Source organism: Pseudomonas ulcerans, assembly GCF_036324125.1.
Lineage (GTDB): Bacteria > Pseudomonadota > Gammaproteobacteria > Pseudomonadales > Pseudomonadaceae > Aquipseudomonas > Aquipseudomonas ulcerans.
Map to the genome: position 1 here is coordinate 55,984 of NZ_JAZDQN010000013.1, position 20,729 is coordinate 76,712.

The window sequence follows — 20,729 nt, forward strand, 5'->3', positions numbered from 1 at the left end:
GCGGCGATCATGGTCGCCGCCCGGCCAGGCACCGACAAAGGACATAACGATGAAAAACCTATCCTTGCACGCCGCCCTGGCGACCCTGCTGCTCAGCGCCTCGGCGAGCCTCTGGGCGAGACCGCTGGTGGTGTGCACCGAAGCCAGCCCGGAAGGCTTCGACATGGCCCAGTACACCACTGCGGTCACCGCCGACGCAGCCGCGGAAACCATCTTCAACCGCCTGGTGGATTTCAAGCCCGGCACCACCGAGATCCAGCCGTCCCTGGCCGAGCGCTGGGAGATCAGCGACGACGGCCTCACCTACACCTTCCACCTGCGCCAGGGCGTCAAGTTCCACACCACGCCCTGGTTCACGCCGACTCGCGAGATGAATGCCGACGACGTGCTGTGGAGCTTCCACCGCCAGCTCGACCCCGGGCATCCCTGGCACGACAAGACCAGCATCGGCTTCCCCTACTTCGAGGGCATGAGCTTCCGCACCCTGCTCAAGAGCGTGGAAAAGACCGATGAACATACCGTGGTCTTCACCCTGACCCAGCCGCAAGCACCCTTCCTGCGCGACCTGGCCATGGCCTTCACCTCGATCTATTCCGCCGAGTACGGCGACCAGTTGCTCAAGGCCGGACGCACCGGCGACCTCAACAGCAAGCCGGTGGGCACCGGCCCGTTCATCTTCCAGCGCTACGTCAAGGACGCCCAGGTGCGCTACAAGGCCAACCCCGACTACTTCCGCGGCGCGCCGCCGAGCGAGAGCCTGGTGTTCGCCATCGCCAGCGACAACAACGTGCGCCTGCAGAAGCTGCGCGCCAACGAGTGCCAGGTGGCCCTGTATCCCAAGCCGGACGACGTGCCGGCGATCAGGCAGGATCCGCTGCTCAAGGTGGTCGAGCAGGAAGCGCTGATCATCGGCTACATCGCCTTCAACACCGAGCACCCGGTGCTCAATGACGTGCGCGTGCGCAAGGCCATCGACATCGCCTTCGACCGCCAGACCCACGTCGACCAGCTGTTCGGCAAGGACAACGCGCTGCTGGCGGTAAACCCCTATCCGCCGTCGATGATCGGCTACAACCACGACAACCGGAACCCTCCCCGCGACCTCGCCAAGGCCCGCGCCCTGCTCAAGGAAGCCGGGGTGCCGGAGGGCACGGTGCTGACCCTGTTCACCCGCAACGGCGGCGGCATGACCAACCCGAACCCGCGGCTGAGCGCGGAAATGCTCCAGGCCGACCTGGCGAAGATCGGCCTGAAGGTGCAGATCCGCGTCATGGAATGGGCGGAAATGCTCCGCCGGGCGAAGAACGGCGAGCACGACATGGTGTCCACCGGATGGGCCGGCGACAACGGCGACCCGGACAACTTCCTGACCCCGCTGCTCAGCTGCGAGGCGGTGAAGAATGGCGAGAACTATGCTCGATGGTGCAACACGAAATTCGATGCGCTGATCACCCAGGCCCGCCAGGTGATCGACCCGCAGCAGCGAGAAGCGCTCTATAACGAGGCCCTGGCCGTGTACGATGCGGACCGGCCATGGATAACCATGGCCCATCCGAAGATGTTCACGGCCATGCGTCGGAACGTCGAGGGCTACATCATCAGCCCCCTGACCAACAACAACTTCGCTACCACAGTGGTGAAGTAGAACAAGAACGCCCGCCCACCCCACCAGGGAACAAGCGGGCACGCCTGACGGCTGACGAGGAACACCAGAAGATGTTGAGTTTCATTGCCCGGCGTCTGGGATTGCTGATCCCGACCTTTTTCGGCATTACCTTGCTGACCTTCGCACTGATACGGCTGATACCGGGGGACCCGGTGGAAGTGATGATGGGCGAGCGCAGGGTCGACCCTGAAATGCACGCACAGGCCATGGAACGGCTGGGCTTGAACAAGCCCTTGCCCGAGCAGTACCTGGATTATGTCGGCAAGCTGTCCCAGGGCGACCTGGGCGAATCCCTGCGTACCCGCGAGAGCGTGTGGAACGAGTTTCTCGCGCTGTTCCCCGCCACCCTCGAACTGGCCCTCGCCGCCCTGCTGTTCGCCGGTGTGCTCGGGGTGCTGGCCGGGGTCATCGCCGCGCTCAAGCGCGGTTCGCTGTTCGACCACGGGGTGATGGGGCTGTCCCTCACCGGCTACTCCATGCCGATCTTCTGGTGGGGCCTGATCCTCATCATGTTCTTCTCGGTGAACCTGGGCTGGACCCCGGTTTCCGGACGCATCGACCTGCTCTACGACATCGAGCCGAAGACCGGCTTCATGCTCATCGACACCCTGCTCAGCGACGAGGAAGGCGCGTTCAAGGACGCCCTGATGCACCTCATCCTGCCGGCCATAGTGCTCGGCACCATCCCGCTGGCGGTGATCGCGCGGATGACCCGCTCGTCGATGCTCGAAGTGCTGCGCGAAGACTACATCCGCACCGCCCGGGCCAAGGGCCTGTCGCCGGCCCGGGTGGTGTTCGTGCACGGCCTGCGCAACGCGCTGATCCCGGTGCTGACGGTGTTCGGCCTGCAGGTCGGCACCTTGCTGGCCGGCGCGGTGCTCACCGAAACCATCTTTTCCTGGCCGGGCATCGGCAAGTGGCTGATCGAAGCCATCGGTGCCCGTGACTACCCCGTGGTCCAGAACGGCATCCTGCTGATCGCCTGCCTGGTCATCCTGGTCAACTTCGTCGTGGACATCCTCTACGGCCTGGCCAACCCACGCATCCGTCACCAGCGCTGAGGCCACCGTCATGAATACTCCCGCTCCAAACCCGGCCCCGGCAATCGACCAGAGCCTGCTCTACCCCTCGCCGTACAAGGAGTTCTGGCAGGCCTTCTCGCGCAACAAGGGCGCGGTGGCCGGCCTGCTGTTCATGTGCCTGATCGTCTTCTGCGCGCTGTTCGCGCCCTGGGTGGCGCCGCACGACCCCAGCGAGCAGTACCGCGACTTCCTGCTGACCCCGCCGGTGTGGCTGGAAGGCGGCCAATGGCAGTTCATCCTCGGCACCGACGAACTGGGCCGCGACCTGCTCTCGCGGCTGATCCAGGGCTCGCGCCTGTCGCTGCTGATCGGCCTGTCGTCGGTGGTGATCTCGCTGATCCCGGGGATCGTCCTCGGCCTGCTGGCGGGCTTCTTCCCCAGCGCGCTGGGCGCCTCGATCATGCGCCTGATGGACGTGATGCTGGCCCTGCCTTCCCTGCTGCTGGCGGTGGCCATCGTCGCGATCCTCGGCCCTGGCCTGGTCAACACCGTGATCGCCATCGCCATCGTCTCGCTGCCGTCCTACGTGCGCCTGACCCGTGCCGCAGTGATGGGTGAGCTCAACCGCGACTACGTGACCGCCGCGCGCCTGGCTGGTGCCAGCCTGCCGCGCCTGATGTTCGTCACCGTGCTGCCCAACTGCATGGCGCCGCTGATCGTGCAGGCGACCCTGAGTTTCTCCTCGGCGATCCTCGACGCCGCCGCCCTGGGCTTCCTCGGCCTCGGCGTGCAGCCGCCCACCCCCGAGTGGGGCACCATGCTGGCCTCGGCCCGCGACTACATCGAACGCGCCTGGTGGGTGGTGAGCCTGCCCGGCCTGACCATCTTGCTCAGCGTGCTGGCAATCAACCTGATGGGCGACGGGCTGCGCGATGCGCTGGACCCGAAACTCAAGAATGCCGCCTGAGGAGAAGCCCATGTCACTTCTACAAATCCGCAACCTCAACGTGCGCTTCGGCGGCGCCGACGCCGTGCCTGTGGTGGACGGTCTCGACCTCAACGTGGACAAGGGCGAGGTCCTGGCCATCGTCGGCGAATCCGGTTCCGGCAAGTCGGTGACCATGATGGCGCTGATGGGCCTGATCGACCCGCCCGGGCGCATCGGCGCCGACGCCCTGGTCTTCGACGGCAACGACATGCTCACCCTCAGCGGCCGGCAACGGCGCAAGGTGGTGGGCAAGGACATGGCCATGGTCTTCCAGGACCCCATGACCGCGCTCAACCCCAGCTACACCGTGGGCTTCCAGATCGAGGAAGTGCTGCGCCAGCACCTCGGCCTGCGCGGCAAGGCCGCCCGTCAGCGCGCCCTGGAGCTGCTGAAGAAGGTCGAGATCCCGGCTCCGGAAAGCCGCCTCGACGCCTACCCGCACCAGCTTTCCGGCGGCATGAGCCAGCGGGTGGCGATCGCCATGGCGATTGCCGGCGAACCCAAGCTGCTGATCGCCGACGAACCGACCACCGCCCTCGACGTGACCATCCAGGCGCAGATCATGGAACTGCTGCTGAACCTGCAGAAGGAGCAGGGCATGGCGCTGATCCTGATCACCCACGACCTCGCCGTGGTCGCCGAGACCGCGAAGCGGGTGTGCGTGATGTATGCCGGCCAGGCCGTGGAAGTCGGCCAGGTGCCGGAGCTGTTCGACGTACCGGCGCACCCGTACAGCGAAGCGCTGCTCAAGGCGATTCCCGAGCACAGCCTGGGCGCCGAACGCCTGGCGACCCTGCCCGGCATCGTGCCCGGGCGCTATGACCGGCCCAGTGGCTGCCTGCTTTCGCCGCGCTGTCCCTATGTCCGCGACAACTGCCGCCAGCAGCGCCCGAGCCTCGATCCCCAGGTCCATAGCCTGGTGCGCTGCTTCTATCCGCTGAACCAGGAGGTGGCGTGATGAGCGTTGTCCTGACCGCCCGTGACCTCACCCGTCACTACGAAGTCTCCCGTGGCCTGTTCAAGGGCCACGCCACGGTACGCGCGCTGAATGGCGTGTCGTTCGAGCTGGAGGCCGGCAAGACCCTGGCCGTGGTCGGCGAGTCCGGCTGCGGCAAGTCGACCCTGGCCCGCGCCCTGACCCTGATCGAGGAGCCCTCGTCCGGTTCGCTGCAGATCGCCGGGCAGGAGGTGAATGGCGCCAGCAAGCAGGAGCGCAAGCAACTGCGCCGCAATGTGCAGATGGTCTTCCAGAGTCCCTATGCCTCGCTCAATCCGCGACAGAAGATCGGCGACCAACTGGCCGAGCCGCTGCTGATCAACACCTCGCTATCGAAGGAACAGCGCCGCGAACGGGTGCAGGCGATGATGCAGCAGGTGGGCCTGCGGCCCGAGCATTACCAGCGCTATCCGCACATGTTCTCCGGCGGCCAGCGCCAGCGCATCGCCCTGGCCCGGGCGATGATGCTGCAACCCAAGGTGCTGGTGGCGGACGAGCCGACTTCCGCGCTGGACGTGTCGATCCAGGCCCAGGTGCTGAACCTGTTCATGGACCTGCAGAAGGAATTCAACACCGCGTACGTGTTCATCTCGCACAACCTGGCGGTGGTGCGGCATGTGGCAGACGAGGTGCTGGTGATGTACCTGGGGCGGCCGGCGGAGATGGGGCCGAAGGAAGATATCTACGACAAGCCGCTGCATCCGTACACGCAGGCGCTGCTGTCGGCGACACCGACCATTCACCCCGATCCGCTGAAGCCGAAGATCAAGATTGCCGGAGAGTTGCCCAACCCGCTGAATCCGCCTGATGGCTGCGCGTTCCACAAGCGCTGCCCGCATGCGACGGAGCGTTGTGCGAAGGAAGTGCCGGCGTTGCGCAAGGTGGAGACGCGGCAGGTGGCGTGCCACTACGCAGAGCAGTTCCTCTAGCACTCTACTGGGCCTGCCTTGCAGGCCTTCGCGACGGTTCGGCGCCCCGACAAGCTCGCTCCCACGATGGTCTATGCCGAACCCGTGGGAGCGAGCTTGCTCGCGAAGGCCGCAAAGCGGCCCCAAACATCTCAATGCATGAAAATCGCGATCAGGATGATCACCGGAATCGGTACACCCAGGAACCACAGCAGTAATGAACGCATGATGTCTCTCCTCTGGATTCAACGAATCGGCGCGGTACGTGCCGCATAGCCCACGGTTTCAACTTCCAGCCAGCGCACCTGGTCCCGGCGACGACCGCCATACAGCGCCGCCAGGCTGGCGAAGAAAGCGCCGCACAGCAGTGCGACGAAGGTCCACAGGGCCGTCCATGCCGCAACCTTGGCCGCCGTATCCGCTGCCTGCTTCGCCTCGACCTTGGCCTGCTGCACCTGGCCGAACACCTGGTCGACCCGCGCCTCGGCTTCCGCCTGGCTCAGACGGGTGCGTTGCGCCACCAGTTGCGACAGGTAGGCATGGTCTTCCGGCGTCAGCGCCCGGTCCTGGGCCACGCTGCGGGCCAGGATGCGTGCGGCCACGCCATTGGCGGCATCCTCGCTGACCGGTGCAGGGCCATCGCCACGGAACAGGCTGTCGACGAAGTAACCCATCGAGGCATCGCTGTTGGCCGCCGCTGCAGCACCGACCTGGGCCCCCGTACTCGCCACGCCACCCACGGTGCCGACTACCAGCATTGCCGCGACCAGCGTCGCCACGGCCCAGGCCAGGAAGCCATGGGCGGTATCGCGGAAGTACACCTCGTCGCCATGCAGGTTGGCCCACTTCACCCGCAGCCGGCCGGCGATGTAGCCGCCGAGTCCGGAAGCGAGAATCTGCGTCAGCAACAGCCAGACGATAGTCGAGATGCCCAGCGCCTTGGCACTGGCGCCTTCGTTGGCCCACGGCGAGGTCGCGGCGAAACCGAGGCCGGCGCCGAGCACCACGAGGATCAATGACAAGGCCGCCGCCGCTGCCGCGCCGGCGAAGATGGCGGCCCAGGACACCCCTGAGCGGTTGGGTACATCGAGGGGCGATGCGTATTCGTTGGTGATCATGGTTGCGCTTCTCCGATGAGCGAAAGGTCCCTTCGCACAACAACGGTGCAGTGCCCATGCCAAATGTTTCAAACGATGACAGCCAATGAAATCGGGGGTTTGCCAGGGCCCAGGCGTCTGAGGACCGTGCAAAATGCCGGAAAAGCCGGCTCGGCAGATGGCTTTCTGCATTGTCCGCATGTGCGTGGCTGGCAGCTGGCTTGCCAGCGATAAAGCCCTGAAGCACTATCGGGCAATGACTTCCCTCCCCGACGGCCCCGAACAGACCCCGATCACCGCCGCCACCGTGATGCGCTACCACCTGTGCTGGAAGCATCGCGACCTCGACGGCGTCATGGCCCTGTATCACCCGGACGTCCAGTACCACGACTTCTTCCAGAACCGCGTCCTCGGCCATGCGCAGTTGCGCGACTACGTGCACGCCTGCCTGCCCCATGAGGCCGGCGAGGACATCGTCCACAGCGACCGCATCCGCGTCGACGGCTGCACCGCCTTCATCCAGTACCAGGTCACGGTGCAGGGCGGTGACGGGCTGGTGGCCTTCCAGTCCAGCGAAGCCATCACCGTCAAGGACGGACTGATCTGGCGGGTCAACGAATACGCCACCCTGGTTCGCCAGGACGGCAAGGCCAGCACCACCGGTGGCCCGCGCCCGGCCACCAGCCGCCTGGGCCTGTCGCCACGGCAGTTGAGCACCATGGCCCAGGACCTGGAGCACTACTTCCAGCGCCAGCGCCCCTACCTCGATCCGGAACTGGACCTGCAACGGGTCGCCAATGAAAGCGGCTACAGCCGCAACCAGATTTCCTACCTGCTCAACCAGGTGCTCGGCCAGAGCTTCTACCGCTACGTCAACCAGGCGCGCCTGCAGCATCTGCTCGACGGCCTGGACGGTGCCAGCCCTGCCGCGCCCATCGACGAGCTGGCCTTCGATGCCGGCTTCAATTCCCTGTCCGCCTTCTACAAGTGCTTCCGCGAGCACACCGGCCTCTCGCCCAAGGCCTATGTGAAGCAGATTTCCCTGCGTGCACGCACGTAAGACAGCCCGCCCCGCCCGCCACTAGGATCGACGTCAGACCTTTTCGCGGATGTGGAGCAGTACCCGATGCAAGCCTGGCGCACGATAAGCCTGTGGATGGACCAGCTCGACGAACAGATCGAGCCACGCCCGGCGTTGAGCCAGGACCTGGATGTCGATGTCTGCATCATCGGCGCCGGCTACACCGGCCTGTGGACCGCGTACTACCTCAAGCAGCAGGCGCCACACCTGAACATCGCCATCATCGAGGCCAGGTTCGCCGGCTTCGGCGCCTCCGGCCGCAACGGCGGCTGGCTGATGGGCAACATGCTCGGCGACGACCGCCTGCTGGCCACGCTTTCCCCGCAACAACGCCGCGACAGCATCGACCTGCTCCACGACATCCCCGATGAAGCACGCCGCGTGCTCGACCGCGAAGGCATCGACTGCGACTACCGCAAGGGCGGCGTGCTGTATTGCGCGGCGCGCTACCCGGAACAGGAAAAGAGCCTGCGCAGCTGGCTCGACGACCTGTACCGCCAAGGCATGACCGCCGACGACTACCGCTGGCTGCGTCCCGAAGAACTGGAAGGCCATCTGCGGGTCAGCAACGCCTACGGCGCGATCTTCAGCCCGCACACCGCCACCATCCAGCCGGCGAAACTGGCTCGCGGCCTGGCTCGGGCGGTGGAGCGCCTGGGCGTGAAGATCTACGAAGACACCCCGGCCATCGACTGGCACCCCGGCCAGGTACGCACCCCGCAAGCGACGATCCGCAGCCACTGGGTGGTACCCGCCGTCGAGGGCTACGCCGCCAGCCTGCCGCCGCTGGGCAAGCACCAGTTGCCGGTGCAGAGCCTGCTGGTGGCGACCGAGCCGCTGGCAGACTCGGTGTGGGACGAAATCGGGCTGAAGGAAGGCCAGGCCTTCAGCGAGAACAGCCGGCAGGTCACCTACGGCCAGCGCACCCGCGACAACCGCCTGATGTTCGGCGCCCGCGGCGGCTATCGCTTCGGCGGACGCCTGCGCGAAGACTTCAGTCTGACGCCCGGCGAAATCGATCTGCGCCGCTACCTGTTCGGCGAGCTGTTCCCGCAGTTGAAGAACGTGCGCATCACCCATTCCTGGGGCGGCAACCTGGGCATGGCGCGGCGCTTCCGGCCACACATGCTCTGCGACCGCCAGCGCGGCATCGCCCTGTCCGGCGGCTACGGCGGCGAGGGTGTCGGCGCCACGAACCTGGGCGGACGCACCCTCGCCGCGCTGATCCTCGGTCAGCACAACGCCCTCACCGCGCAGCCCTGGGTCCACGACAACCGGGCGCTGTCCAGCCTCGCCAGCTGGCCGCCGGAGCCGTGCCGCTGGCTCGGCTACAACGCCATCATCCAGAGCTTCATCTTCGAGGACCGCACCCTTGCCAGCCCCGCCAGCCCACCCTGGCGTCGGCGCATGGCCAGCGGGCTGGCGGACTTCATGCAGAGCTTCATGAATTGAATCCGGACCAAGAGGAACCCGCAGTCATGAGCATCACCCAGTTCAAACACACCGACAGCGTCGCCCTGGAGACTTCCAGCCCGGTCGCCGTGCCGCTCGGCGAACCCGTCGCAGTGGCCTCGGTCACCTGCGTCGAGCGCAACGACGGCGTGGAAACCGGCATCTGGGAATGCACCCCGGGCCGCTGGCGACGGCAGATCGTGCAACAGGAGTTCTGCCATTTCATCAAGGGTCGCTGCACCTTCACCCCCGATGGTGGCGAGCCCCTGACCATAGAAGCCGGAGACGCACTGATGCTACCGGCCAACAGCACCGGCATCTGGGACATCCAGGAAACGGTGCGCAAGACCTACGTGCTGATTTTCTGATCCGCTGATCGCCTGCTGCCTTCGATAACAACAGATAAAGAAAGGTACCCCGGACATGCGCAAGCTCCTTGTTGCACCCCTGATGCTGGCCGCCAGCGTGGCCAGCGCCGCCGACTCGGTGAAGATCTACAACTGGTCCAGCTACATCGCCCCGGACACGCTGAAGAACTTCCAGCAGGCCAGCGGCATCGTGCCCACCTACGACGTCTTCGACAGCAACGAAACCCTCGATGGCAAGCTGATGACCGGCAACTCCGGCTACGACGTGGTGTTCCCTTCCAACCACTTCATGGCCCGGCAGATCCAGGGCGGCGCCCTGAAGAAGTTGGACAAGAGCCAGTTGCCCAACTGGAAGAACCTCAACCCGGTGCTGCTCAAGGCGCTGGAGGTCAACGACCCGGGCAACCAGCATGGTTTCCCGTACCTGTGGGGCAGCACGGGCATCGGCTACAACATCGACAAGGTCAAGGCGGTGCTTGGCGACAATGCGCCGGTGGATTCCTGGGACCTGATCTTCAAGCCCGAGTACATCGGCAAGCTGAAGAGCTGCGGCGTCGCGGTGCTGGACAATGGCCCGGAGCTGTTGCCGATCGCCCTGCATTACCTGGGCCTGCCGCATCACAGCCAGGATCCCAAGGACTATGACAAGGCCAAGGACCTGCTGATGAAGGTGCGGCCGTACATCAGCTACTTCCACTCCTCCAAATACACCGGCGACCTGGCCAATGGCGACGTGTGCGTGGTGGTGGGCTTCTCCGGCGATGTGCTGCAGGCGAAGAACCGTGCGGAAGAAGCGAAGAACGGGGTGAAGGTGGGCTACTCGATTCCCAGGGAAGGCGCGCCGATGTGGTTCGACATGGTGGCGATGCCGGCGGATGCGCCGGACGAGAAGGCGGGCTATGCCTACATGAACTACCTGCTGCAGCCGGAGGTGATGGCCAACATCAGCAACTTCGTGCAGTACGCCAATGGCAACCAGCAGGCGGACGCGCTGGTGCAGCCGGCGCTGAAGGCCAACCCGATGATCTACCCGGGAGAAGAGGTGATGGACAAGCTGTATGCGCTGGAAGCGATGCCGGCGAAGATCGACCGGATCAGGACGCGGATCTGGACCAGTATCAAGGCGGGGAATTAAACCGCTCTAAAGCAGAACGCGGATCCTGTGGGAGCGGGTTTACCCGCGATTACGATGGTGAATTCACCGCCGCAATCGCGGCGGTCCGGCGTCCCGGTAAACCCGCTCCCACAGGATCCGCGTTCTGCCTTTGAGAAATCAGTGATGTTCGCGGGTTGCGCGGAACTTCACATCCGGCCAGCGCTCTTCCATCAGCGACAAGTTGACCCGGGTCGGCGCCAGGTAGGTCAGGTGACCACCGCCATCCACCGCCAGGTTTTCCATCGCCTTGACCTTGAAGTCTTCCAGCTTCTTCTTGTCATCGCAGCTGATCCAGCGTGCCGACCAGACGGTGATCGGCTCGTAGGCACACTCGACCTTGTATTCCTCTTTCAGGCGACTGGCGACCACATCGAACTGCAGGACACCAACGGCGCCGAGAATGATGTCGTTGCTGCGCTCGGGGAAGAACACCTGGGTCGCGCCCTCTTCCGCCAGTTGCTGCAGGCCCTGGCGCAGTTGCTTGGATTTCAGCGGGTCCTTCAGGCGCACGCGGCGGAACAGTTCCGGGGCGAAGTGCGGGATACCGGTGAAGCCCAGGCTCTCGCCTTCACTGAAGGTATCGCCGATCTGGATGGTACCGTGGTTGTGCAGGCCGATGATGTCGCCGGCATAGGCCTCTTCCAGTTGCTCGCGCTCGGAGGAGAAGAAGGTCAGTGCGTCGCCGATGCGCAGGTCCTTGCCGGTGCGCACATGGCGCATCTTCATGCCCTTCTCGTACTTGCCCGAGCAGATGCGCATGAAGGCGATGCGGTCGCGGTGTTTCGGGTCCATGTTCGCCTGGATCTTGAACACGAAGCCGCTGAACTTCTCTTCCACCGGTTCCACGGTACGTTCGTGGGCAACCCGTGCCAACGGGCGCGGGGCCCAGTCGACCACGGCATCGAGTACATGGTCGACACCGAAGTTGCCCAGCGCGGTACCGAAGAACACCGGTGTCAGCTGGCCGTTGATGAACTCGTCCTGGTCGAACTCGTGGCAGGCGCCCTGCACCAGCTCCAGCTGTTCGAGGAAACGCTCGTACTCGTCACCCAGGTGCGCGCGGGCTTCGTCGGAGTCGAGCTTCTCGATGATCTTCACCTCGGTACGCTCATGGCCGTGGCCCGGGGTATAGACGATGATGTAGTCGCCAGCCAGGTGATAGACGCCCTTGAAGTCCTTGTAGCAGCCAATCGGCCAGGTGATCGGCGCGGCCTTGATCTTGAGGACAGCCTCGATCTCGTCGAGCAGCTCGATCGGGTCGCGGATGTCGCGGTCGAGTTTGTTGATGAAGCTGACGATCGGCGTGTCGCGCAGGCGGCAGACGTCCATCAGGGCGATGGTCCGCGGCTCGACGCCTTTACCGCCGTCGAGCACCATCAGCGCCGAGTCGACGGCGGTCAGGGTACGGTAGGTGTCTTCCGAGAAGTCTTCGTGGCCCGGGGTGTCGAGCAGGTTGATCATGTGCTCGCGATAGGGGAACTGCATCACCGAGGTCGTGATGGAGATACCACGCTGTTTCTCCATTTCCATCCAGTCGGAAGTGGCATGGCGGTCGGACTTGCGCGACTTCACCGTACCGGCGACGGCGATCGCCTTGCCCATCAGCAGGAGCTTTTCGGTGATGGTGGTCTTACCGGCGTCGGGGTGGGAAATGATTGCGAAAGTGCGGCGCTTCGCGACTTCGGCGGCCTGTTGGGTCATGGGAAATCGCCTGACTGGGGATTGAAAAAAGGGGCGGTATCATACCTGAAGTTGGGCGGGGACCAAAATCGGGTCCCCGCCCTTGCCAAGCAAAAACACAGACCGACTACTCGACACACTCGCGCTGGCTGCTAAACCCGTCCAGCGTTACCCGTCCACGACCTGGCATGTTGGCTACCAACTCGAGCCTTCCGCCAAGAGCCTCTACGTAATTGCGGAGTGTTGAGATCAACATGTCGTTTCGCTTTTCAACCTTGGAGACGGTCGCCTGTCGGATATCCATTTGCTCGGCCAGGCCCTCCTGCGTCAGCCCCAACTCGCGGCGCAAGGCTTGAATTGTCATTTCCTCACGGATCAGCTCGTGACCGTACTCTTCGACCTCCGCCCGGAAGTCCGGTGGCAGGCTGCTCATTACTTCATCAAGTGTCTTGGACATCATCCTTTCCTTTCATCAGGTGCCTGACAAAGCGCTCATCAGCCCGCTTGATCAAACTTCGATAGAAGCGGTTCTGATCGACTCCCATCTTGTCGCCAGCGACCAACATGACTGCGGATCTCGAAGGGTCGAACGCAAAAGCAACCCGCCAGCTCCCTTCAGCAGCACTGAACCTCAGTTCCTTCATATTGCTGTAGACAGAGCCTTTCAATGTATCCACATGCGGCCTTCCCAGCATCGGCCCCATCTGTTCCAACAACATCAGATGCCCCAGGAATACTTTTTTGACCAGCTTGTCGATGCCGTCGAGCTCCTCAAGCAACTCCGTACAGAAAATGATCGGCCACGCCATAAAATACCTCCGAAGGAATATTCCCTCAAGCGACTATTCGCAAGAAGTACGGAGGTAAATGCTGCCCCTCGCGACTAACGGCCCGACAGCAGGTATTTCAACGCCTACAGGCCAGAATCACGCTGGTTTTTCGTGCGAGATTTCCTACACCCCAGGGATTAACACTGGCCAAATGCCGCCTCAGATGGGAACCTTTAGCGCAACGGAGACGTCCATTCCCTTGCTCATGCCAAGTCGCTGACCGCTGGTCGGGGGATGTTTCACCGGCAACACGAGCCTGACGAGGTTTCGCTCATGGCGCGCACAAAAGCGCGCCGCTACTCGCGCAACGACTGCCCGTCGCCCGGAATGGCGACCCCCGCGGGCGTCGCTGCGCCGACGATGAAAAAGGAGTCCGCGCCTATGGCTGCACGCTATGGCAAGGGGCTGATGGGATGGGCCGCCGCGCTCGTCATCCTGGCCCTGCTGGTCCACTGGATCGGCATCGATACGATCGCGCACTACCGCGCCGATCTCTGGTTCTACCTGCAGGCGCACCTGATGCTGGTGCTGCTGTCGATGGTGGCGGCGCTTGCCGTGGGCATCCCCGCCGGCATTGCCCTGAGTCGACCGCACCGGGTCGACCGCGCCGAACGCTTCATGCAGGTCTTCAACATTGGCAACACCGTTCCACCCCTCGCCGTCCTCGCCATCGCCCTGAGCATCCTCGGCATCGGCGCCGGCCCCGCGATCTTCGCGCTGTTCCTCGCCTCGTTGCTGCCCATCGTGCGCAACACCTACGAAGGCCTGAAAAACGTCCCCGCCTCGCTCAAGGAAGCCGCCACCGGCATCGGCATGACCCCGCGCCAGACGCTGTACCAGGTCGAGCTGCCGAACGCCGTGCCGATCATCGTCGGCGGCGTGCGCGTGGCCCTGGCGATCAACGTCGGCACCGCGCCGCTGTCGTTCCTGATCGGCGCCAACAGCCTGGGCAGCCTGATCTTCCCCGGCATCGCCCTGAACAACCAGCCGCAACTGCTGCTGGGCGCGGCCTGTACCGCAGCCCTGGCGTTGCTGCTCGATGCGCTGGTCAGCCAGTGCAGCCGCCGCTGGCTGGAACGCGGCCTGACCCACTGACCGAGGGACTCCAATGAAACGAAGAATCGCCTTGTTCCTGGGCGCGGCCCTGCTGTTCGCGGGATTTGCCCAGGCCGCCGACAAACCCCTGATCCGCATTGGCGCCCGGGTGTTCACCGAGCAGACAGTGCTGGCCGAAATCACCGCGCGCTACCTGCGCCAGAACGGCTTCGAGGTCAGCGTCACCGGCGGTCTCGGCAGCAGCCTGGCGCGCAGCGCCCAGGAAAGCGGCCAGCTGGACATGGTCTGGGAATACACCGGCGTGTCGCTGGTGTCCTACAACCATATCGACGAGCGCATGCCCAGCGCCGAGGCCACCTATGCCCGGGTCAAGGAACTCGACGCCAGGAAAGGCCTGGTCTGGCTCGCCCCGTCGCGCTTCAGCAACACCTACGCCCTGGCCCTGCCGCGCAACGTCGCCGAGCAGTACCCTCAGGTCAACAGCATCAGCCAGCTGAACCAGGTGCTGCGCGACGAAGCGGGCAAGACCCACGTCCTCGCCCTCGACACCGAGTTCGCCAACCGCCCGGACGGCCTCCAAGGCCTGACCGAAACCTACGACCTGCAGTTCACCCGCAAGGACATCCGCCAGATGGACGCCGGGCTGGTCTACACCGCCCTGCGCAACGGCCAGGTGTTCACCGGCCTGGTGTACACCACCGACGGCCGCCTCAGCGCCTTCGACCTGAAACTGCTGGAAGACGACCGCCACTACTTCCCCGACTACACCGCCGCCCCGGTGGTGCGCAAGGCGGTGCTCGACGCCCATCCGCAACTGGCGACCTTGCTCAAGCCCCTAGCCGAGCAACTGGACGACGAGACCATGCGCCAGCTCAACGCCAAGGTCGATGTGGAGCACCAGAGCCCGGGCAAGGTGGCCGACGACTTCCTGCGTGAACATCCGCTGCAAGGAGGTGCGCAATGAACCTGCTGGATACCTTTGCCCACCTGGACTGGGCGCAAGTGCTGCAATTGACTGGCCAGCACGTCACCCTGGTGGGTATCGCCGTCGGCCTGGCGATCCTGGTCGGCGTGCCGCTGGGCATCCTCATGACCCGCTTCCCCAGCCTCGCCGGCCCGCTGCAAGCCAGCGCCACGGTGCTGCTGACGGTGCCGTCGATCGCCCTGTTCGGCCTGCTGCTGCCGTTCTACTCGAAGTTCGGCCAGGGCCTCGGCCCGCTGCCGGCGATCACCGCGGTGTTCCTTTATTCCCTGTTGCCGATCATGCGCAACACCTACCTGGCCCTGACCAACGTCGAGCCGGGCATCCGTGAAGCCGCCCGCGGCATCGGCATGACCTTCGGCCAGCGCCTGCGCATGGTCGAGCTGCCGATCGCCGTGCCGGTGATCCTCGCCGGGGTGCGCACCGCCGTGGTGATGAACATCGGCGTCATGACCATCGCCGCCACCATCGGCGCCGGCGGTCTCGGCGTACTCATCCTGACCTCCATCAGCCGCAGCGACATGTCGATGCTGCTGGTCGGCGCCGTGCTGGTGAGCCTCCTGGCCATCCTCGCCGACCTGCTGCTGCAAGCCCTGCAACGCTCGCTGACTCCAGAAGGACTGCTCAAATGATCGAACTCCAGAACCTCTCGAAAACCTTCCAAAGCAACGGCAAGGAGGTCAAGGCGGTCGACTCGGTCAGCCTGACCGTCAACGAAGGCGAGATCTGCGTCTTCCTCGGCCCGTCCGGCTGCGGCAAGAGCACCACGCTGAAGATGATCAACCGCCTGATCGAGCCGACCTCGGGCAAGGTGCTGATCAACGGCGAGGACACCACGGGCCTTGACGAAGTGACCCTGCGCCGGCGCATCGGCTACGTGATCCAGCAGATCGGCCTGTTCCCCAACATGACCATCGAGGAGAACATCACCGTGGTCCCGCGCCTGCTCGGCTGGGACAAGCAGAAATGCCACGAGCGCGCCCGCGAGCTGATGAGCATGATCCGCCTGGAGCCCAAGCAGTACCTGCAGCGCTACCCGCGCGAACTGTCCGGCGGCCAGCAACAGCGCATCGGGGTGATCCGCGCCCTCGCCGCCGAGGCACCGCTGCTGCTGATGGACGAGCCGTTCGGCGCGGTCGACCCGATCAACCGCGAGATGATCCAGAACGAGTTCTTCGAGATGCAGCGGGCGCTGAACAAGACGGTGATCATGGTCAGCCACGACATCGACGAGGCGATCAAGCTGGGCGACAAGATCGCCATCTTCCGCGCCGGCAAGCTGGTCCAGCTGGATCATCCGGACACCCTGCTGGCCCATCCGGCGGATGAGTTCGTCAGCAACTTCGTCGGCCAGGACAGCACCCTCAAGCGCTTGCTGCTGGTGCGGGCGGAGGACGCGGCGGACAACGCGCCGTCGGCCAGCCCGGAGATGCCGGTGGCAGAGGCGCTGGAACTGATGGACGAGCACGACCGCAAGTACGTGGTGGTGACCGATGGCGACAACCGCGCACTGGGCTATGTGCGCCGACGCGACCTGCATCGCCAGCAAGGCACCTGCGCCGACTTCCTGCGCGAGTTCAATGCGACGGCGGCGCATGACGAGCACCTGCGCATCCTGTTGTCGCGGATGTACGAGTTCAACCGGGCGTGGTTGCCGGTACTGGACGGGGAGAAGGTGTTCCTTGGCGAGGTGACCCAGGAGTCCATTGCGGCGTACCTGAGTTCGGGGCGGTCTCGCGGGGGCAAGACCAGTATCGTTTCTCCCGCCGAGGCTGCTGTGTAAGAGAGATTCCGGGGCCGCTTTGCGGCCCATCGCGGGTGAACCCGCTCCCACAGGGGACGGTGTAGGAGCGGGTTCACCCGCGATGGCCTGCATAGCAGGCCCGGAAGGCAGCCGAAATTCAGAACCCTACACTGGCCTGCACATAGAACGTCCGCGGCTCACCCAGGTAGATCCCCGAGTTGTTGTCGCTGGAGCGGGTGAAGTACTGCTTGTCGAAAATGTTCTTCACACCTGCGCCCAGCTTCAGGTTCGACAGTTCCTTGCCGAAGTCATACCCGCCGCGGGCACTCCAGGTCACGTAGCCCGGGATGTCGCCATACTGCCCATCGGCGCTGGGCGTGGTGATGTAGTTGCCGTTGAAGCTGCCATCGGCGTTCGTCCCGGTACCCGGCGCGCGCTGTTTCGATTGGGCGAAGGCGTCCAGGTTCCAGGTCCAGCGATCCACCTGGTAGCGCAGCCCGGCATTGACCACCTGGCGCGAGTAGAACGGCAGGTCACGGCCCTTGAAGCCAGGGATCTCGCCTTCATAGGTGGCCCGGGTGTAGGTGAAGCCGGCATTCGCGCTCAGGCCATCCAGGCGCTGATCCAGCCCCGACAGGTCGTAGTGCACCGAGGCCTCGATACCCTGGTGCTTGGTCGCACCGAGGTTGGTCCAGCCGACATCGTTGCTGATGTATTGCAGCTCGTCGTCGAAGTCGATGTAGAACGCCGTCAGCTCGCCGCCCCAGGTACCGTCGTTGTAGCGGGTACCGATCTCGTAGGTCTTGGCCTTCTCCGCTTCCAGGCCGTTGGCGGTCGAGTCGCCGACCCCGCCCTGCCCCAGCTGGAAGTACTGCAGGCTGCCGAACGAAGTCTCGTAGTTGGCGAACAGCTTCCAGGCATCGGACAGGTGGTACATCACGCTCAGCGCCGGCAGCGGCTCGTTGCTGGTCACGCTGCGGCTCTTCTCCTGCACCCGCACGCCGTTGGTGCCGAGCACCGGACGCTCGTGCCAGTCGGTGTTGATGTGCTCGAAGCGCACGCCCGGGGTGATGGTCCAGTTGCCGATGTCGATCTTGTCGTCGATGTAGTAGGCGCTGGCCTCGGTGCCGCCGGTACGGTCCTGGTAGACGTGGCCGTCGGAGGTCGGGGTGACGGTCGGCACGTTGTTGACCAGGGCCAGGCGACTGGCCTGTTCGTGCATGGCTTCCTTCAGGTAGCGATAGCCGACGCTGACTTCCTGGGTCGCCGGCCCGGTGAAGAAGATCCGCGACAGCCGCGGCTCCACGGCGAAGGTGTGGTAGCTGCGCGGGTACGAGCTGAGGGTCTTCTGGTCGCGGGCGGCAATGGTGCTGCCACGGAAGCTGTCGGTGTAGTAGGTCTGCACTTCGAACTGGGTGACGTCGTCGATCTGCCGCAGGTACTTCAGCGACACGTCCTTGCGCCGGCCGCTGAAGTTGTCGTAGTCGCGGTCGGACTGGTACGGGTCGGCGTCGAACTGCGCCTGGGTCAGGCCGCCGGGCATGTCGGCCTTGCCGTCGTAGTAGTGGAAGTTCAGCGACAGCTCGTCCTGCTCGGTCAGGTCCCAGTGGGTCTTGAGCAGCACGTCGTCGATATCGTTGTCGTTGTTGCTGCTGCGGTAGCCGTTGCCATTGACCCCGGAATACAGCAGCGCGGCGCCGAGACCGTTGTCGGCCGTACCACCGATGAAGGCCGACTCGATATGTTTCCAGCCACCGTGACGGGAAGTCTCCAGGGTGGTACCGACCTCGCCGGTGGCTTCCTTGGGAATGGCACGGGTGACGAAGTTGATCACCCCGCCGACGTTCTGCGGCCCGTAGCGCACGGACCCTGCGCCGCGCACCACGTCGATGCTGTCGAGGTTGCCGGACGAGATCGGCGCCATCGACAACTGCGGCTGGCCATAAGGGGCGAAGGCGGCAGGGATGCCATCGATCAGCACGGTGGAGCGCGGCGACAGGCGCGAGGTCAGGCCGCGCACGCCGACGTTGAGCGACAGGTCGCTGCCGCCGGTGCCGTTGGAGTCCTGCACCTGCACCCCGGGAATGCCCTTGAGCACGTCACGCACGTTCATCGCGCCCTGCTCGACCATCGCCTCGCGGCGCACCACGGTGCGCGCGCCGGCGTGGTTCTGCACCACCTGCTCCTGGGCGTCGCCAAGCCAGTCACCCACCATGCTCACCGCAGTTGGCGCCAGTTCCAGGGTGCCAGTGGCCGCCTGGCTGTCGGCCTGGGCCGAATGCAGGACCACGGTGCCCTGGGAAATCTCGTAGGTCAGCCCGCTGCCTTGCAGCAAGGCTTGCAGCGCCTGCTCCGGCGCCAGGTTGCCGGACACCGCCGGGGCCTGCTTGCCAGCCACCAGCTCGGGGCTGAAGAACAGCTGCAGCGAGGTCTGCTGGCCCAGCTGGTTCAGAGCCGTGGCCAGGGGTTGGGCGTGGATCTGGATACTGGTCGGGGTCGAGTCGGCATAGCTGTTGCCGATGCCGGCACTGACCGCCAGGGCCAGCGCCAGGGGCAGCCAGCGCGAGCGGCTGGCGGAACGCGGGGAACGCTTGTTGTTGTTCACGTCTTCGAGATGTCCTGAGGGGCGGATCGGGATCAACTGCCTGCGAATGAAAATGCTTGGCAATTACAGGTCGGGCAGGAAGACGAACAACTCGGAAAATACCTGAATCTATTTTGCGATTATTTCGTGGGAGCCATCGGCATGGGCGACCACCGTGACCGGCAGGATGGCCGGCAAGGCCCGCAGCAGAGCGTCCGTATCGTCGACGCGGAAGGTGCTGCTCAGACGCAGGCCGGCAACTTTCGGCGCCACTTTCAACGGCTGCTGGCGGTAGCGCGACACCTCTTCGGCCACCTGCGCCAGCGACGCGTCGTTGAACACCAGCTTGCCGGAGCGCCAGGCAGTGAGCGCGGCGGCGTCCACCCGATAGGGCGCGGCGACGGCGCCATGGGCATCTATATGGGAGCCGAGCCCGGCACTGAGCAAAGCCTTCGAACCGCCCTGACCCTGCACCCGCACCGAGCCCTGCTCCACCGCGACGCGGGTCTGCGCCGGATCGCGGCGCACATCGAAGCGGGTCCCGATGACGGTGACCGTGCCGTTGCCGGTATCCACCACGAACGGACGGCTGGGGTCATGGGCGACGCTGAACATCACCTCGCCCTGCTGCAGGCGGATATCCCGCTGGCCGGCGCTGAAATGCACGTCGAAGCGGGTGCGGCCATTGATCTCCAGGTGCGAGCCGTCGGGCAGCTCGACCTGCCGGCGCTCGCCGAAGGCGGTCTCGAATGCGGCGGAATAATCGAGGCGCTGTTGCTGCCAGCCAAACCAGCCCAGGCCCACTGCGGCGGCTACCACGCTGGCGGCCAGGGCCTGGGTGATAAACCGACGGCGCGGCAACTGGCGCACCGGGTCTTCGACGCACAGCCTTTGCAGGCGCTCACGGGGCAGCAGGTCGCTGGCCCGCCACAGGCTGGCCAGCAGTTCATATTCGTCGCGATGAAGGGGATCGGCGGCCAGCCAGGCGTCGAAGCTCGCCTGCTGCCCTGCCGACAGCGGCGCATCCTGGACGCGGGCGAACCATTCGGCCGCCTGCTCGCGCGCGGCCTCGTGCGGCCCGGGACTTGCGCCCTGATTCATGAATACATTCGCCTGAC

At 64.9% G+C, this 20,729-nt stretch carries 19 protein-coding genes; 13 read left to right on the top strand and 6 right to left on the bottom strand.

Features of this window, described 5'->3' with window-relative positions:
* Nucleotides 1-49 precede the first annotated feature (49 nt).
* The 5 genes from V0R59_RS14235 to V0R59_RS14255 all read left to right on the top strand — a co-directional run bounded on the left by V0R59_RS14235 (nucleotide 50) and on the right by V0R59_RS14255 (nucleotide 5,602).
* Complete coding sequence (locus tag V0R59_RS14235; protein ID WP_330074894.1) at nucleotides 50-1,645, top strand: ABC transporter substrate-binding protein; 1,596 nt, start codon at nucleotides 50-52, stop codon at nucleotides 1,643-1,645.
* A 71-nt stretch (nucleotides 1,646-1,716) separates the two neighbouring features.
* Nucleotides 1,717-2,727 (top strand): ABC transporter permease subunit, encoded by a 1,011-nt coding sequence (locus V0R59_RS14240; RefSeq protein ID WP_330074895.1) that lies wholly within the window; start codon nucleotides 1,717-1,719, stop codon nucleotides 2,725-2,727.
* 10 nt (nucleotides 2,728-2,737) lie between these two features.
* Complete coding sequence (locus V0R59_RS14245; protein ID WP_330074896.1) at nucleotides 2,738-3,655, top strand: ABC transporter permease subunit; 918 nt, start codon at nucleotides 2,738-2,740, stop codon at nucleotides 3,653-3,655.
* A gap of 10 nt (nucleotides 3,656-3,665) precedes the next feature.
* Nucleotides 3,666-4,634: an ABC transporter ATP-binding protein gene (locus tag V0R59_RS14250; RefSeq protein WP_330074897.1), complete on the top strand. Its 969-nt coding sequence runs from the start codon at nucleotides 3,666-3,668 to the stop codon at nucleotides 4,632-4,634.
* On the top strand, nucleotides 4,634-5,602 hold the full coding sequence (locus V0R59_RS14255; protein ID WP_330074898.1) for a peptide ABC transporter ATP-binding protein: 969 nt from the start codon (nucleotides 4,634-4,636) through the stop codon (nucleotides 5,600-5,602). Before V0R59_RS14250 ends, V0R59_RS14255 begins: the two co-directional genes overlap by 1 nt.
* Before the next feature lie 224 nt (nucleotides 5,603-5,826).
* Here the strand turns inward: V0R59_RS14255 and V0R59_RS14260 are convergent, their stop codons facing one another.
* Nucleotides 5,827-6,699 (bottom strand): hypothetical protein, encoded by an 873-nt coding sequence (locus V0R59_RS14260; RefSeq protein WP_330074899.1) that lies wholly within the window; start codon nucleotides 6,697-6,699, stop codon nucleotides 5,827-5,829.
* A 235-nt stretch (nucleotides 6,700-6,934) separates the two neighbouring features.
* Between V0R59_RS14260 and V0R59_RS14265 the strand changes: the two genes are divergently transcribed.
* From V0R59_RS14265 to V0R59_RS14280, 4 genes are all read left to right on the top strand, one after another.
* On the top strand, nucleotides 6,935-7,738 hold the full coding sequence (locus V0R59_RS14265; protein ID WP_330074900.1) for a helix-turn-helix domain-containing protein: 804 nt from the start codon (nucleotides 6,935-6,937) through the stop codon (nucleotides 7,736-7,738).
* A 66-nt stretch (nucleotides 7,739-7,804) separates the two neighbouring features.
* The gene (locus V0R59_RS14270) at nucleotides 7,805-9,211 is read left to right on the top strand and encodes an NAD(P)/FAD-dependent oxidoreductase (protein WP_330074901.1); all 1,407 of its coding nucleotides are present in this window, start codon (nucleotides 7,805-7,807) and stop codon (nucleotides 9,209-9,211) included.
* Between the two features lie 26 nt (nucleotides 9,212-9,237).
* The gene (locus tag V0R59_RS14275) at nucleotides 9,238-9,579 is read left to right on the top strand and encodes a cupin domain-containing protein (protein ID WP_330074902.1); all 342 of its coding nucleotides are present in this window, start codon (nucleotides 9,238-9,240) and stop codon (nucleotides 9,577-9,579) included.
* 55 nt (nucleotides 9,580-9,634) lie between these two features.
* Entirely contained in the window at nucleotides 9,635-10,714 is a 1,080-nt protein-coding gene (locus V0R59_RS14280) for a polyamine ABC transporter substrate-binding protein (RefSeq protein WP_330074903.1), read from the top strand.
* A 138-nt stretch (nucleotides 10,715-10,852) separates the two neighbouring features.
* Here the strand turns inward: V0R59_RS14280 and V0R59_RS14285 are convergent, their stop codons facing one another.
* The 3 genes from V0R59_RS14285 to V0R59_RS14295 all read right to left on the bottom strand — a co-directional run bounded on the left by V0R59_RS14285 (nucleotide 10,853) and on the right by V0R59_RS14295 (nucleotide 13,224).
* Nucleotides 10,853-12,436 (bottom strand): peptide chain release factor 3, encoded by a 1,584-nt coding sequence (locus V0R59_RS14285; RefSeq protein ID WP_330074904.1) that lies wholly within the window; start codon nucleotides 12,434-12,436, stop codon nucleotides 10,853-10,855.
* Nucleotides 12,437-12,542: 106 nt separating this feature from the next.
* On the bottom strand, nucleotides 12,543-12,872 hold the full coding sequence (locus tag V0R59_RS14290; protein ID WP_330074905.1) for a helix-turn-helix domain-containing protein: 330 nt from the start codon (nucleotides 12,870-12,872) through the stop codon (nucleotides 12,543-12,545).
* A complete protein-coding gene (locus V0R59_RS14295; protein ID WP_330074906.1) occupies nucleotides 12,856-13,224 on the bottom strand; it encodes a type II toxin-antitoxin system RelE/ParE family toxin in 369 nt (122 codons plus the stop codon). The genes V0R59_RS14290 and V0R59_RS14295 overlap by 17 nt, the downstream gene beginning before the upstream one ends.
* A 402-nt stretch (nucleotides 13,225-13,626) precedes the next feature.
* Here V0R59_RS14295 and V0R59_RS14300 point away from each other — a divergent pair, with 402 nt between their 5' ends.
* The 4 genes from V0R59_RS14300 to V0R59_RS14315 are packed head-to-tail and all read left to right on the top strand — an operon-like array spanning nucleotide 13,627 to nucleotide 17,066.
* Nucleotides 13,627-14,340: an ABC transporter permease gene (locus V0R59_RS14300; RefSeq protein ID WP_330074907.1), complete on the top strand. Its 714-nt coding sequence runs from the start codon at nucleotides 13,627-13,629 to the stop codon at nucleotides 14,338-14,340.
* A 13-nt stretch (nucleotides 14,341-14,353) separates the two neighbouring features.
* On the top strand, nucleotides 14,354-15,265 hold the full coding sequence (locus V0R59_RS14305) for a glycine betaine ABC transporter substrate-binding protein (RefSeq protein ID WP_330074908.1): 912 nt from the start codon (nucleotides 14,354-14,356) through the stop codon (nucleotides 15,263-15,265).
* Nucleotides 15,262-15,915: an ABC transporter permease gene (locus V0R59_RS14310; RefSeq protein ID WP_330074909.1), complete on the top strand. Its 654-nt coding sequence runs from the start codon at nucleotides 15,262-15,264 to the stop codon at nucleotides 15,913-15,915. The genes V0R59_RS14305 and V0R59_RS14310 overlap by 4 nt, the downstream gene beginning before the upstream one ends.
* Entirely contained in the window at nucleotides 15,912-17,066 is a 1,155-nt protein-coding gene (locus tag V0R59_RS14315; RefSeq protein ID WP_330074910.1) for an osmoprotectant ABC transporter ATP-binding protein OsmV, read from the top strand. Before V0R59_RS14310 ends, V0R59_RS14315 begins: the two co-directional genes overlap by 4 nt.
* A gap of 118 nt (nucleotides 17,067-17,184) precedes the next feature.
* Here the strand turns inward: V0R59_RS14315 and V0R59_RS14320 are convergent, their stop codons facing one another.
* A complete protein-coding gene (locus V0R59_RS14320) occupies nucleotides 17,185-19,632 on the bottom strand; it encodes a TonB-dependent siderophore receptor (protein WP_330074911.1) in 2,448 nt (815 codons plus the stop codon).
* Between the two features lie 108 nt (nucleotides 19,633-19,740).
* Nucleotides 19,741-20,712, bottom strand: a complete 972-nt coding sequence (locus tag V0R59_RS14325) for a FecR family protein (RefSeq protein ID WP_330074912.1) — start codon at nucleotides 20,710-20,712, stop codon at nucleotides 19,741-19,743.
* Nucleotides 20,713-20,729: the final 17 nt, after the last annotated feature.

Excerpts from the sequence above, each read along its gene's own strand:
- V0R59_RS14235 (WP_330074894.1), top strand. The coding sequence starts at position 50 with ATGAAAAACCTATCCTTGCACGCCGCCCTGGCGACCCTGCTGCTCAGC.
- V0R59_RS14240 (WP_330074895.1), top strand. The coding sequence starts at position 1,717 with ATGTTGAGTTTCATTGCCCGGCGTCTGGGATTGCTGATCCCGACCTTT.
- V0R59_RS14245 (WP_330074896.1), top strand. The coding sequence starts at position 2,738 with ATGAATACTCCCGCTCCAAACCCGGCCCCGGCAATCGACCAGAGCCTG.
- V0R59_RS14250 (WP_330074897.1), top strand. The coding sequence starts at position 3,666 with ATGTCACTTCTACAAATCCGCAACCTCAACGTGCGCTTCGGCGGCGCC.
- V0R59_RS14255 (WP_330074898.1), top strand. The coding sequence starts at position 4,634 with ATGAGCGTTGTCCTGACCGCCCGTGACCTCACCCGTCACTACGAAGTC.
- V0R59_RS14260 (WP_330074899.1), bottom strand. The coding sequence starts at position 6,699 with ATGATCACCAACGAATACGCATCGCCCCTCGATGTACCCAACCGCTCA.
- V0R59_RS14265 (WP_330074900.1), top strand. The coding sequence starts at position 6,935 with ATGACTTCCCTCCCCGACGGCCCCGAACAGACCCCGATCACCGCCGCC.
- V0R59_RS14270 (WP_330074901.1), top strand. The coding sequence starts at position 7,805 with ATGCAAGCCTGGCGCACGATAAGCCTGTGGATGGACCAGCTCGACGAA.
- V0R59_RS14275 (WP_330074902.1), top strand. The coding sequence starts at position 9,238 with ATGAGCATCACCCAGTTCAAACACACCGACAGCGTCGCCCTGGAGACT.
- V0R59_RS14280 (WP_330074903.1), top strand. The coding sequence starts at position 9,635 with ATGCGCAAGCTCCTTGTTGCACCCCTGATGCTGGCCGCCAGCGTGGCC.
- V0R59_RS14285 (WP_330074904.1), bottom strand. The coding sequence starts at position 12,436 with ATGACCCAACAGGCCGCCGAAGTCGCGAAGCGCCGCACTTTCGCAATC.
- V0R59_RS14290 (WP_330074905.1), bottom strand. The coding sequence starts at position 12,872 with ATGTCCAAGACACTTGATGAAGTAATGAGCAGCCTGCCACCGGACTTC.
- V0R59_RS14295 (WP_330074906.1), bottom strand. The coding sequence starts at position 13,224 with ATGGCGTGGCCGATCATTTTCTGTACGGAGTTGCTTGAGGAGCTCGAC.
- V0R59_RS14300 (WP_330074907.1), top strand. The coding sequence starts at position 13,627 with ATGGCTGCACGCTATGGCAAGGGGCTGATGGGATGGGCCGCCGCGCTC.
- V0R59_RS14305 (WP_330074908.1), top strand. The coding sequence starts at position 14,354 with ATGAAACGAAGAATCGCCTTGTTCCTGGGCGCGGCCCTGCTGTTCGCG.
- V0R59_RS14310 (WP_330074909.1), top strand. The coding sequence starts at position 15,262 with ATGAACCTGCTGGATACCTTTGCCCACCTGGACTGGGCGCAAGTGCTG.
- V0R59_RS14315 (WP_330074910.1), top strand. The coding sequence starts at position 15,912 with ATGATCGAACTCCAGAACCTCTCGAAAACCTTCCAAAGCAACGGCAAG.
- V0R59_RS14325 (WP_330074912.1), bottom strand. The coding sequence starts at position 20,712 with ATGAATCAGGGCGCAAGTCCCGGGCCGCACGAGGCCGCGCGCGAGCAG.